The following is a 13525-nucleotide window of genomic DNA, read 5'->3' on the forward strand; positions in this document are numbered from 1 at the left end:
ATGATATACACTCAGAATCACTACTCAGAAACGTGTCCACTAATGGACAGCATGTTCGGAAATACAATACACCATGCGGTAGCCCCTAGCAAACGCCGACAGGTATCTACCTGTCGGGGCCGTTTGGCTAGGGGCTAGTTCGAATTCCCAGAACGCTCCGGAGTATTCCCTTAGCGCTGGTTGCGAATAGCAAAATGGTTGAAGCCTATCGTCGCCAAGCTCGAACCTTGCGCCAGTAGGCCTACGCGTACGCCTCGGTCCCATGGGGGGAGGTACTCGCCGTTCAGCGCAAAGCTATCCAGGATGATAGGATGCCAGGTGCTGCCATCGGTGCTATAGGTGAAGCGGAACCGCTGACCGCCCCAAGCTTCCAAGCGCATATTCAGGGTTTGGCAGGTGGGCAGGTCCAGCTTAGCCAAGGCCTGGTGAGTACCACCTTTCACGTGCCACACCTGCAAGGTACCATTGCCAGCCATCAGAGCCAGGGCGTTATCGGGGTCGCCAATGGCACATAGGCCCGCAAACACGTCCTGCTCCAGGGAAGACGTAGCCAAGGAGGTAGTAGCCTTATAAGTAGCCGTGAACGTACGCTGGGCTACTACGGAGCCGATACCCGTGGGGCTGGCCGTCAGCAGCAACTGACCGTCGCTTACCCCTACTTCCGGCTGGCGGCCAATCGGCCACTGCCAAGTACCAGCCAGGCAGTTACCCGCAAAATTTTCCGTGACGTTGAGGACGCTCACATCTTTCAGCGGAGCCGCCTGGGGGCTGTTGCCTTCAAATTCGGGCCAGCCTTCTTCGTTGAAGGTGAACTCACTTAAAATGCCCTGACGCCCTACAAACTCATGGCTCTGGTTGTAGTACGCGTGGTGGAGCAAGAACCAGCGGCCTTCGTACTGGGCTACCGTACCATGACCAGGGCACTTCCAGGTGGCATTTTTCTTTAGAATCGGGTTCTGAGGGCACTTCTCCCAGGGCCCGAGCAAGCTCTTGGCCCGAGCTACTCCGGTAGCATAGGTGCAGCATTTGCCACAGCAGCCATTACCAGCGTAGAACATGTAGAAGTAGTCGTTGTGGCGAATGATGGCCGAACCTTCCACAAGGCATCCTTCCCAGGAGGCAGGGTCGTTGCGGAAGAGCTCTACTTTCTTTCCAACCAGCTTGGTATGGGTTTCATTGATGCGCTGGGCAAAAATGGGCGTGGGCTTCTTGTACGCATTGCCGTCTTCCTTCCATACCAAGTATAGCTTGCCGTGCTCGTCGCGCATGGGGAAACCATCAATGGAGCCGTAACGCTGCGCCACCAAGGGGCCGTGGTCGGTGTAGGGCCCAGCAGGATTGTCGGCGCTAGCTACCCCAATAGCCAAGCGGCCCTTTTTGCCCTTCTGACGGGCCGTATAATAGAGGTAGGTCTTCCCGTTTTCGTGGAAGATTTCGGGCGCCCAAAAGTTAGTACCCGCCCATTCTGGCATCGATTCCATAGTAGGGAATACATGACTTACCAGCTCCCAATCCACCAAGTTGGTAGACTTGAAAAGCGGGAATACCGGCCCCCACTCTGCCGAGGTGGCACTAGCCCAATACGTATCGCCTATCTGGGCAATAGTTGGGTCGGGGAAGTCGCCGGGCAGAATAATGTTGGCGTACGAAGTGACGGGCGCCGACGTAACAGGGGGCGCTAGGTGTACTGCCGTGTTAGTAGCCTCGGCGGAACAGTTGGTGGGGGCGGGGGTGGCAGATTCCATCGTAATGGCCTGCGATTCTACTGTGAAAGACACAACAGAGAGAATTGAAAGAACAGGGAGAATGTAAACGTCAAAAGCAGAAGCTGGCCCTCTATGGAAGCAACTTCTTTGCTGAGGCAGAGCGAACAGCTCATTCTTCAGAAGTGGGAGCTTGCCTGGCTGGAATAGCATTCCGGCCAAACACGAAAACACATAGCTAAATTGAAGTATTTCTGCTTACACGCAGAGGACAACCACACTCTTCACAAGCCTGGTTCGAGTATAAAACGCAAACAAGGCAAAACGCAAAAAGTGTCATTGAGCGGTATAAATGAATTGTATTGCTCAATAACGCTCTTCCTACGTTATATGTATAAGAGCATAATTCGCGCCATTAGTAGCTATTTTGCAAGCACTTTACTAATAATAAATTATAATTTTTACAATATGATTCTTAAAAAGCGACTTCCCTATCCGTATTACTACTTATAACAGGGTTTCTCGATGGGTTGTAGGCTACACGACTCAAGGCAGGCCTTTTATCTCTTATTTCTGCTAGGCAACCGTAGTGCAGCGCCTACCATCTAGCTGAGTATGCTAAGAAGCATATTCTAACGGCCTCGTAAGCCACGAGTGTGGCCTCCCCCACTTTCCCTTTTCAAGTGACAAACATCGTTTATGAGGTTTATAAAATATTTAAGCGAAGGTACCTTGCGTTACATAGTACCTTTACATACATTTGTCACGGTGATTGATTGAACTCCGGCTTCGGTCACCTGCCTGCACTGCAGCAGGCTCCGACCGAAGCCCACCACCTCCTCCTTCGCCAGCCGGGCGTGGGGCTTCTGAGGCCAAGGCAGCACATATGCTGCCAGACCATAGGTAGCTGGCGGTGGGTAGGGCCCGTAGTGCGGCCCGCTTTTCTACTTACGTTTCTGCAACGAGCATCCCGAGGAACCGCGGCCTCCGGACATGGCTTCGCTTTGCCCGAATATTCCACTTCTTCACTCTTCCCGATGACTTCCTTCCTGCCTTTCGGCCGGGCCCTCCAAGGCCTGGGGTTCCTCGCTATGCTCTCTCCGCTAGCTGCCACGGCACAGCAGCAGCCTACTGGCGCTGTAAGCGGAATCCTGCTCGATCAAGCTAACAATCAACCCGTTCCGTTTGCCAACGTGGTAGTACTCCGCGCTCAGGATTCTACCTTTGTAGCGGGTACCGCCACGGGCGAAAATGGAGGGTTTGCCCTGGAAAAGCTGGGCCTGGGCTCCTACTTAGTGAAGGCTTCGGCCATTGGCTACCAGGGCCTACGCCGCTCAGTTACGCTAACTACAGCGGCGCCCACTATGCAGTTGGGCAAGCTCAAACTCGCGCCTACCGCCACCCAACTTAGCGGCGTAACGGTGCAGGGCGAACGGGCTGCCGTGCAAGAAAGCCTTGATAAAAAGGTTATCAATGTAGAAAAAGACCTGAGCACCGTGGGCGGCACAGCAGTGAATGTGCTCCAGAATGTGCCCTCAGTAACCGTAGCCGCCGACGGAACCGTGAGCATGCGTGGCTCGTCTAACATTACTATTCTCATTGATGGCAAACCCAGCAACGCTGCCAACAGCGGTGCGGGTGGCAACCGACTAGAGCAAATCCCGGCCAGCGCCATTGAGCGGGTGGAGGTAGTCACCAACCCCTCGGCCCGCTATGATGCTGCTGGCGCGGGGGGCGTGCTCAACATCATTCTGAAAAAGCAGAAAAAGGATGGCTGGAACGGCCAAGCGGTGGCGAATGTGGGCACCCGCGACAAGTACAACACCAGTCTGAGCCTCAACCGCCGCACGGGCAAGCTAAACATGTTTGGCTCTCTTGACCTGCGCAACGACCAGTACCGGAGCCGCATGTGGAGTGACCAATACACAACCCTGGAAAACCAAGACCTACGCACGTACCAAACCGGCAATAACTTGCGCCACAGCAAGAACTACAGTGGGCGCTTTGGGTTCGACTACACCTTACCAGCTAACCAAAGCCTGACGCTGACAGTGGAGCCGAACATGAACCGCGGCTATAATACCGGAACCCAGCTGGCTACGCTTAGCGGGGCCACCAACGCCCGTATCGGCAGCACGTTTGGCGTAACGGAGGATGTTGACAACATCGACTCCTCCATCGACTACCGCCGCACCTGGGATGAGCACAAGGGCCGGGAACTGACGGCCAGCGCAAACTACACCTACCTGAATGCCGACCTTGTAATAGCCCAGCGCAACACCGAAGGCACCGCCGACCTAATGGAATGGCGCCAGCTGTTGCACGTTGACCTTGATGCGGTGAACGGACAGGTAGATTACGTGCACCCGCTGGGCGAAAAGGCCCGCTTCGATGTAGGCCTGAAAGGCCAGTACCAAACCAACAGTGGCACCGACGATTTCCTGCGCCAGCAGTCCGATGGGCCAGGGTTTGACCGCCTTCCCGACCGCTCCTACCAGTATACCTTCAAGGAGTACACCCAGGCAGGCTACGCTACCTACCAACACGAAATAGGAAAGTGGCGCATGCAAGGTGGCCTGCGGGCGGAGTACACCAACACAAGCGGAGAAGTGCTCAATGGCACCGGCCCTTTCCAACTTGAATACCTCAACCTGTTCCCTTCTGCTACGGTAGCCCGCACCCTACCCGGCGCCGACCAGCGGGTGCAAGTAAGCTACTCGCGGCGCCTCAACCGGCCCAACTTTATGCAGTTGCTGGCTTTCCCGCTCTACCAAGACCAACGCACCTACCGCATCGGCGACCCTACCCTACGGCCGGAATATGTGAATGCGTTTGAGCTTGGGCACCAAATCACGCTGGGGCAAGCCTCCATCACGTCCACGCTGTTTTACCGCCAAATCAATAACGCCATTCAGCGCCTGGTGCGGGTAGACACCACTGCTACTCGCCTCTACGGGGCCGGAGCTGTTATTACGGCCCAGTACAACGACAACTTCGGGCAGGCTACCAGCTACGGCGCCGAAATGTCGCTGAACCAGCCCCTGGCTAAATGGTGGCGCCTCACAGCGAGCGGCTCGCTTTTTCAGAACACCGTCACGGCTGCTACCGGCAACGAAGCTAACCGCCGGGTAGTGTCGGGCACGGCCCGCCTCATGAACTCCTTCACTCCTACGCCCAAGCTAGACCTGCAACTAACCGGTAACTACCGCGCCGCCGCCGTAACGGCTCAAGGTCGGATTGCCCCGGTGGGCTCCGTGGACGTGGCCCTGCGCCAGCGCCTGTTCAACGACCGCGCCGCCGTTACCCTGCGCGTATCGGATCTGTTCAACACCCAGCGCAATCGTACTGAGTCGTTCACCGAGAATTTCCGGGCTACGTATTATAACAAGTGGGAATCGCGCGTGGGCTACCTGGGCTTCTCTTGGTATCTGGGCTCCAACAAGCCTCCTAAGAAAATTGAGAACCAGCCCCAAGGTGGGGGCGGCGGGTTCGGCGGCTAGCCTGAATAGTTAGTAGCCAATACAGATAATTGACGAAGGGGATGCCAGCAGGTTCTGGCATCCCCTTCGTCGCATTTGCAAGAGCGGGTTACCCCCGGCCTGGCACTAGTATCAACGGTATAGTCGGTGTCTTATGGCCACCCGTGTATGCCTCTTCAACCTCGCCACCTGTTTTTGCGCCTGTGTATGTCGGCTTTCGTGGCCCTAATCGTGTTTTTGCTTACCGGAACGCTGGTGCCTGTAAACCGCAAGTTTCGACAAACGCCGGATGGGGTACCCGTGTTTGTAGTTTCCAACGGCTTTCATACCGACGTGGTGCTTCCCCTGCGCGAGCATCGCACCGGCACGTACTGGCTAACTGAGCTAAATCAACCCACCTTTAACACGCGGTTTGGCCGCCACCAGTACGTAGCATTTGGCTGGGGTAATGAGGGATTTTATTTGGGCTCAATGGGGGGCAAGTTTCCTGGCCCCAAAGCCGTGGTGGGGGCGCTGTTTCCCTCGCGCACCCTGATGCACGTGGGATTCTACCCAACTGCGCCCGACTCTGGGGCCCGGGTAGTACCGCTCCGCATTTCCCCCGAGGAGTACCGCCGCCTAGCCAGCTACGTGCGCCAGTCGTTTCAACTCGATACGCTCAAGCAGTATCAGCTCCGGCAGGCTACCGGCTACACCTCCCACGACTTTTTCTTCCGCAGTCAGGGCCGCTACCACGCCTTGCGCACCTGCAACGACTGGACCAACCACGCCCTGCGCCAAGCTGGCATTCGGGCGGCTCTTAAGGCTCCGCTTGCTGCTTCTGTCCTATTTCAAATTCGCCGTGCTCATTAACTATATCTAAAACTTCTTGTTCAGCTTACTTACAATTTTACCATATTCCTATCCTATTGCTTAATATTAAATTATTCAACCTTGGCGCATAATCCTATTTTTTCTGCTTTTTCCGCAAAACATAATGATTTCTTTTACCGGTATTATACAGAACTTTACCCCCTCATACATACCGTTACGCTATGTTGGATGTGCACCGGGAAATGCTGCCTAATGGGTTCCTGTTAATCTTGTCGCCAGACACGTCTTCTTCGGATGAGGTAAAGCTTACACGTGCCTTGCACCGCGCCAGTCGCAGTGAGAAAGGCGCCATCCTCGTAGACCTGAGTTTGGTGGACACGTTGTCGGACGAAGCTATCGACTTGTTGTTGGCCTACGCGTTCATGCTGCATGCCCAGGACCGTCGTCTCATTCTGTGCCACGTCCCCCAGCCGGCTCAGCACCACTTCCTGTATTTAGACGCGGCCTCTCAACCCTTGTTGGTTCCTTCCTTGCTGGATGCTATCCAGGAAATAGACTTCAGCGAAAACCGTAATCGGGCGCGCTACTAGGTAGTACTTCCTTGAGCTAAGGGAAGTAAAAGGGAAGTAGCAACGCCAATTTGGTGGTCATAGAAGATGCATTCCGGAAAATCCGTTGTAAACCGCGAATTTTGCGGCCGTATTACGCATCCTGACTTTCCGCAATGAGCGCACAGAGCCCCAGCATCCCACGCGGCACCCGCGACTTCGGCCCGGCCGTAGTGGCCCGCCGCAACTATATTTTTGGCGTCATCCGCCGCGTATTTGAGAAGTTCGGCTACGCTCCGCTCGAAACTCCTACTCTCGAAAACCTATCGGTATTGACAGGCAAGTACGGCGAAGAAGGCGACCAGCTTCTCTTCAAAGTGCTGAACTCCGGTGACTTTGCGAAGGACGTAACCGCCGATGACCTCAGCGCCGACAACCGCAGCAAACGCCTATTGCCCAAAGTAGCCGAGAAGGGCCTGCGCTACGACCTCACGGTGCCGTTTGCCCGTTACGTAGTGATGAACCGGAATACCCTGGTGTTCCCCTTCAAGCGCTACCAGATTCAGCCAGTGTGGCGCGCCGACCGCCCGCAGCGCGGCCGCTACCGGGAATTTTATCAGTGCGACGCCGACGTGGTAGGTACCAACTCGCTGCTGTGCGAGGCAGAAATTGTGCTGATGATGTCAGAAGTACTGACCACGCTGGGCCTCACTGACCACACCATCAAAATCAACCACCGGCGTGTGTTGGGCGCATTTTATCAAGCCTGGGTGGCGAAGGAACCGAAGTAGACCTCTTTACGGCCATCGACAAGCTCGATAAAATTGGGCGCGAGGGCGTAGAGAAAGAACTACTTGGGCGGGGGTTCTCAGCGGAAGCTACCGAGCGCCTTTTCGACCTCCTAAGCGTGGGTGGCAACTTCGAAGAGAAGATAGAGCGCCTGCTGGCTGCCTTTGCTACGGCTGGTGTGGAGCCCGATAACGCTAGCGGCTACAAAGGCCTGCAGGATTTACGCCAGGTACTCGATTATCTGCGCAGCTTTGAGTTTGCTAAGTGGCAGAACCTGGAGTTTGACGTGACCCTGGCCCGCGGACTAAGCTACTACACTGGCTGCATCTTCGAAATCAAGATCAACAACGTGAACATGGGTAGCGTGAGCGGCGGCGGCCGCTACGACAACCTCACGGGCGCCTTCGGGTTGCCGGGCGTGTCGGGGGTAGGCTTCTCATTCGGGGTAGACCGGCTCTACGACTGCCTAGAAGAATTGAAGCTGTTCCCCGAGGCGGTGGCTACCACAACCCAGTGCCTGATTGCTAACTTCGATGCCGAAAGTGAGGCGGCCGTGCTGCCCGTGCTCCGCCAGCTGCGCGCCGCGGGCATCCCGAGCGAGCTGTTCCCTGAAGCGGGCAAGCTCAAGAAGCAGTTTCAGTACGCCGATCAAAAAGGCATTCCCTACGTGTTGCTGCAGGGCTCGGAGGAACGCGCGGCTAGCCAGTTTAAGCTCAAGAAGTTGAGCACTGGCGAGGAACGCACCATGTCGCTGGAGGAGGTACTGGCGGAGCTAGCCCGCTAAGCAACTAAGAAATACTGAAGTACACGTCCTGCTACGCTGGTAGAGGCCACCTTTCATGCAGTAGCGCCAGCCTGCTTTCCGCCGGCTAAGCTACCGTTTGGCAAGGTCGGGGCTTTCTGCTAGGCTAGCAGGACGTTCTGTTTTCTGATTCGGGCAGAAAAGCTCACTTTTGCCTGTTCACCCGGCTCCACCCAGCCGCCTCACCCTCCTACTCTTCATGGCTGCCGACTTTGCTCTTACCCCTTCTACTCACTTAGATCTTGCTACCCTCGACTACTTGGTTCGCACCAAGGCCCGCGTGGTGCTGAGCGAGGAAGCCCGCCAACGAATTGACAGCTGTTATCAGTACCTGCACACCCGGCTGGCCACGTCCGACGCTCCGATATATGGTATCAATACGGGTTTTGGAGCCTTGTGCAACAAAACCATTTCGGCCGCCGACCGGGGCCAGCTGCAAGCCAACTTGCTGATGTCGCACGCCTGCGGCACGGGTGACGAGGTTCCTGGCGAACTGGTGCGGCTGATGTTGATTTTAAAAGCGCAGAGCTTGAGCTACGGCCACAGTGGCGTACAACTGCGCACCGTACAACGCCTACTTGATTTTTATAACCGCGGCATGCTACCGGTAGTGTACCAGCAGGGGTCGTTGGGCGCTAGCGGCGACTTGGCACCCTTGGCGCACCTGTGCTTGCCATTGCTAGGCTTGGGCGAAGTACTATATGAAGGATACCGCCTAGCCGCCGCCGACGCAATGAGCCTGTTTAGCTGGGAGCCCCTCACGCTGGAAGCCAAGGAAGGACTGGCCCTACTGAACGGCACCCAGTTCATGCTGGCGTACGCCGTGCACAGCCTGCTGCGCGTACGCCGCCTACTTGCCGCCGCCGATGTTATTGGCACTTTGTCCTTGGAAGCCTTTGACGGACGAGCTGAGCCGTTTGATGCGCGCTTGCACCGCATCCGGCCCCACGCCGGGCAGCTGACGGTAGCGGCCCGGATTCGGGCGCTGCTAGAAGGTAGTGAATTGCAGCAGCAACCCAAGACCGCCGTGCAAGACCCCTATTCTTTCCGGTGCATGCCCCAGGTGCACGGTGCCTCCCGCGACGCCGTGGCCTACGTGCAGCAGGTAGTAGAAACCGAGTGCAACGCCGTAACTGATAACCCCACTATCTTCTCCGACGAGGATATTATCCTGAGCGGAGGCAACTTCCATGGGCAGCCGTTGGCGCTAGCACTCGATATGCTGGCCATTGCAACGGCCGAAATTGGTAGTATCTCTCAGCAGCGCACCACCCAGCTCATTGGGGGGCAACGGGGCTTGCCGCCCTTCCTGGTAGCTGAGCCGGGCTTGCACTCTGGACTCATGATTCCACAGTACACGGCCGCCGGTATTGCCAGCCAAAACAAGCAGCTTTGTACGCCCGCATCCGTCGATAGTGTAGTCAGCAGCAACGGCCAAGAAGACCACGTGAGCATGGGCGCCAATGCGGCAACAAAGGCCCTGCGGGTAGTACAAAACGTGGAGCAGCTACTGGGTATTGAACTCCTAAACGCGGTGCAGGCCCTCGATTTTCGCCGGCCAGCCCGCCCCTCGGCGGCCTTGGAGCAAGTGGCAACAGCCTTCCGCGAGAAAATACCGTTCCTGCACCAAGACCGCGTATTATACCCGGAGCTGCACGCAGCGGCAGCATTCGTACGCGACCACCACTGGGAAGAAATCTAGTCACATTGCTGGTACACTCCTAGGTGCTTCGCCACGTCTGCACGTTGGTGATCGGGGCGCATAGCTGGCATTGCCTGCTATTTTAAGGGTTTCGCAAACGCAACTGACTACGGCTTTCGTTCTATGGGTATGTTGAAGAACTTTTTACTGGTGCTGCTACCCCTACTGGTCTTGTTGTCGGGCGTAGGATCAGTAGCGCAGGCCCAGATTTGCTTTGCTACCCCAAATTCTGGTGCCGACTTCCAGGTGTATGAGCCCGGCGGCCGAGAACCCCTGCAAGTGCTCTGCGTGGGTAAAACGGTACGCCTTAAGGACGCCAGTGAACGCCGCCTTAACCCAGCCCAGGTGTACTACCAAAAGGGGGCTACTATTGTGTGCAGTGGTTTTACGGATACTACTACCTTCTACACGCCTACTACCCCGGGTCAAGTAGTCATCACGCAGAACACTCAGAACCCGCAGCCTGGTCAGTCAGGCTTATTTTTGCGCGTACCTACGAAGTAAAAGCGGCTCCCCAGCCCACTTTTACCGTGGCTGTGTGCACACCCGGACTGGTGCAAGTAATAATCACGGACACCAATTACGATCAGTACACCGTGCAGATTGGCTCCGGTACGCCGGTGTCAGCCGTGCGCAACACACCCGCCACCTACCCCGCAGCTAACCCGGCTACCGTTACTGTAACGGGCCGTTACACCGGCGCCGCCTGTGTGGCTGCTAGCACCCAGAATTTCACGCCCAAATCCGCTCCGCAGGCACCTATCCTGCAACGCCTTACGGTGCAGGGCAGCAGCCTAGAGGCGCAGTTCGCCGCGTTATCGGCCGAGTATCAGTACAGCCTGCAAGTAGCCGACGCGGCGGCCATGGGTGGTTACCGCACCGTAGCGGCGGTGCCAGTTGGCACAACAAGCTTTATGCTACCGAACGCGCCCCTCCCGGGTTGTTACCGCCTGCTCTTGCAAGACATCTGCCAGCCAGCCAGCGTGGCTCTTCCCTCCCAGTCAGTGTGCACCCTGGCCTTGGCAGTGACTTCGGGCAATGGACGCAATCAATTATCTTGGGTAACTAGCCAACCGGGCAGCTTTAGCATTAGCCGCAACGGCAGCGTGCTTGCTCAATTACCACCCGGCACTACGCAATACCAGGATACTGCCGTAGTATGTGGCACTAGCTATAGCTACCGTGTAGCCGCTGCTACGGGCGGCACAATCTCCGTATCGAATGAGGCTGGGGCAACTACAGTTTCTAATGTGGCGCCCCCCGCTCCCCGTTTGCTGGCCTCCTTCAACCTTCGCAATCAGGTAGAGCTAACTGCCAGGTGCCTCGTGCTCCTACCGGGGGGCAGCTTAGCTACGCGCGCAATGGCTCCCCCATCGGCAGCAGTAGCACCCGTACCTTCCGGGATTCACTGAGTACGCCTACCCCCAGCGCCGCCCAGTGCTATACTGCGCAGTTCCTGGATGCCTGCGGCAACCGCTCGGCCGTCAGCACCTCGGTTTGCCCCGTGGTGCTGACGGCCACGGCTACCAACGAGGAGGGCACCAACATCCAGCTCAATTGGACGGCCTTCCAAAGTGGGGCGACTTCTACCCTCACCTACCTCGTCATTAGCCTTTCAGCAAGCAATGCCGTGCTGAGCAGTACGGCCGTATCCTCCAGGCTCACCTTTTTTGATACGAGCCCACCCCAGAATCAGCAGGTGGTACGCTACCGCATTGAGGCAACGGGCCCGGGCTTAAATGCCCCCACCTACTCCAACGTTGCTACCGTAGCGCGGCAAGTAAAGCTGTTTGTTCCCACGGCCTTCTCTCCCAATGGCGACGGCCTGAATGATGTGCTGGAACTGAAGGGCCGCTACCTCGACAACTTCCGTTTCACCATCATCGACCGCAACGGCCAGCAGGTATTTCAGAGCACCTCACGTACTCAATCTTGGGATGGTCGCATTGGCACTGCCTCCCCCGTACCTGGTACCTACGCGTGGCGCTACGAGTCCACTGACCAGGCTGGCCGGCGCGTGGTTCAGCACGGTAGCGTTACCATTGTGCGCTAGTTGGTTAGCCTACCTTAGTCTGCGGCGGGCACCCATGAGGCCTCAATCTAGCAGGCCTTCTCTTGCGGAGAAGGAAGCTAATTTTGGATATTTGCGCAACCCAGAGCTGGAATAGCGTATGCTAGGCGTGGCTAATGGGCGGGGGCAGCTACTTCAGCACTCCCACAAACTTTTTTCACCGTTTACTTTTGACGCTGCCGCGCAGCACCCCGCTATATGTTTGATATGATGGGCATGATGGGCAAAATGAAAGAGCTTCAGGAAAAGATGAAGCAGGCCCAAAACGAACTCCAACACATTACTGCTACTGCCGAGTCGGGTGGTGGCTTGGTGCGGGCTACTGCTAATGGTCACCGCCGCTTGCTTAAGCTGGAAATAGACGAAACCCTGCTGCAGCCCCAGGATCGCGACATGCTAGCTGATTTGGTAGTAGCAGCCGTAAATAAAGTGATGGAAGAAGCCGGTGATAAGGCCAAGGAAGAACTAAAAAACAAAACATCCGGCCTCATTCCCAACATTCCTGGCCTCGACCTTGGTGGCTTTGGCCTCTGATACCAGCGCTGGTATTTGCCAAGATGTTGCCGTTGTAATTCTGAACTGGAACGGCCGGGCTTTTTTGCAGAAGTTTCTGCCATCAGTACTAGCCTATTCCGACGGTGCGCAGGTTATCGTGGCCGATAATGCTTCTACCGACGATTCCGTAGCCTTCCTGGACCGGGAGTTTCCGCAGGTGCAGCTTGTTCAGAACGGCAACAATCTGGGTTTTTGCGAGGGCTACAACCAGGCCCTCGCAACAGTGCAAGCCACTAGTCTGGGCCGCTTCCGCTACTACGTGCTGCTGAACTCCGACGTGGAAGTAACGGCGGGCTGGCTGCGGCCCCAACGTGAGCTATTAGAGCGGAACCCACGTATTGCGGCCTGCCAGCCCAAAATTTGTCAGTACGAGGAAAACCCGAAGCGCCGGCAGGCATTTGAATATGCTGGGGCCGGTGGTGGCTACCTCGACCGCCTAGGCTATCCTTTCTGCCGGGGTCGCCTCTTCGACACGCTCGAACCCGATGCCCACCAATACGACGACGCGCGTCCGGTAGCTTGGGCTACCGGGGCCTGCATGTTGGTACGGGCCAGAGTCTGGCACGAGTTGGGTGGACTAGAACCCGCCTTCTTCGCCCACATGGAAGAAATTGACCTGTGCTGGCGGCTTTGGAACGCAGGATTTGAGGTATGGTATTATGGTGGCGCTATGGTATACCATGTAGGTGGTGGCACGTTACACAAGTCAAACCCACGCAAAACCTACCTCAACTTTCGCAATGGGTTGGCGCTGGTGTTCATGAATACGCCGGCCGGAGAGTTAGCCAGCGTGTTACCTACCCGGGTTATTCTCGACTGGGTGGCGGCGGCGCGCCTGCTTATGCAAGGCTCCCTGGCCGACTTTCAGGCTATTGTCCGGGCTCACTGGCATTTCTTCCTAAAGCTGGCTTATTGGCGCAAGCGCCGTCGAACGCACCCTCCCCGTTTGCGCACTGCGCAGCGCCCCGGGGTATACCAAGGAAGCCTTGTGTGGGCCTATTTCGGGCAAGGCAAGCACCGGTTCACTGACTTACCCCAGAGGCAACTAACATAGGTTGCTACA

Annotated in this window: 10 protein-coding genes and 1 pseudogene; 10 read left to right on the forward strand and 1 reads right to left on the reverse strand. The window is 56.6% G+C overall.

What is annotated here, in order from left to right; genetic code table 11:
* Positions 1-170: 170 nt before the first annotated feature.
* Positions 171-1778 (reverse strand): family 43 glycosylhydrolase, encoded by a 1608-nt coding sequence (locus VI25_RS05560; RefSeq protein WP_236704899.1) that lies wholly within the window; start codon positions 1776-1778, stop codon positions 171-173.
* A gap of 962 nt (positions 1779-2740) precedes the next feature.
* On the opposite strand from VI25_RS05560, the gene VI25_RS05565 reads away from it, so the two are divergent.
* From VI25_RS05565 to VI25_RS05610, 10 genes and pseudogenes are all read left to right on the forward strand, one after another.
* Positions 2741-5203: an outer membrane beta-barrel family protein gene (locus tag VI25_RS05565; protein ID WP_055562340.1), complete on the forward strand. Its 2463-nt coding sequence runs from the start codon at positions 2741-2743 to the stop codon at positions 5201-5203.
* A 147-nt stretch (positions 5204-5350) separates the two neighbouring features.
* Complete coding sequence (locus tag VI25_RS05570; RefSeq protein ID WP_082455408.1) at positions 5351-6034, forward strand: TIGR02117 family protein; 684 nt, start codon at positions 5351-5353, stop codon at positions 6032-6034.
* 182 nt (positions 6035-6216) lie between these two features.
* Complete coding sequence (locus tag VI25_RS05575; RefSeq protein WP_045689070.1) at positions 6217-6585, forward strand: hypothetical protein; 369 nt, start codon at positions 6217-6219, stop codon at positions 6583-6585.
* A gap of 134 nt (positions 6586-6719) precedes the next feature.
* Positions 6720-8116, forward strand: a pseudogene (hisS, locus tag VI25_RS05580) (histidine--tRNA ligase).
* 217 nt (positions 8117-8333) lie between these two features.
* Positions 8334-9836 (forward strand): histidine ammonia-lyase, encoded by a 1503-nt coding sequence (gene hutH, locus VI25_RS05585; RefSeq protein WP_045689069.1) that lies wholly within the window; start codon positions 8334-8336, stop codon positions 9834-9836.
* 129 nt (positions 9837-9965) lie between these two features.
* Positions 9966-10340, forward strand: a complete 375-nt coding sequence (locus tag VI25_RS05590) for a hypothetical protein (protein WP_161806879.1) — start codon at positions 9966-9968, stop codon at positions 10338-10340.
* Positions 10341-10366: 26 nt separating this feature from the next.
* The gene (locus VI25_RS05595; protein WP_152981504.1) at positions 10367-11248 is read left to right on the forward strand and encodes a hypothetical protein; all 882 of its coding nucleotides are present in this window, start codon (positions 10367-10369) and stop codon (positions 11246-11248) included.
* Positions 11155-11889: a gliding motility-associated C-terminal domain-containing protein gene (locus tag VI25_RS05600; protein WP_082455409.1), complete on the forward strand. Its 735-nt coding sequence runs from the start codon at positions 11155-11157 to the stop codon at positions 11887-11889. Before VI25_RS05595 ends, VI25_RS05600 begins: the two co-directional genes overlap by 94 nt.
* 216 nt (positions 11890-12105) lie before the next feature.
* Positions 12106-12441 carry a YbaB/EbfC family nucleoid-associated protein gene (locus VI25_RS05605; RefSeq protein WP_045689066.1) on the forward strand — a complete coding sequence of 112 codons (336 nt, stop codon included), beginning with the start codon at positions 12106-12108 and terminating at the stop codon, positions 12439-12441.
* Positions 12431-13516 (forward strand): glycosyltransferase family 2 protein, encoded by a 1086-nt coding sequence (locus VI25_RS05610; protein WP_236704900.1) that lies wholly within the window; start codon positions 12431-12433, stop codon positions 13514-13516. Before VI25_RS05605 ends, VI25_RS05610 begins: the two co-directional genes overlap by 11 nt.
* Positions 13517-13525: the final 9 nt, after the last annotated feature.

Source organism: Hymenobacter sp. AT01-02 (genome assembly GCF_000961955.2).
Classification (GTDB): Bacteria; Bacteroidota; Bacteroidia; order Cytophagales; family Hymenobacteraceae; genus Hymenobacter; species Hymenobacter mucosus.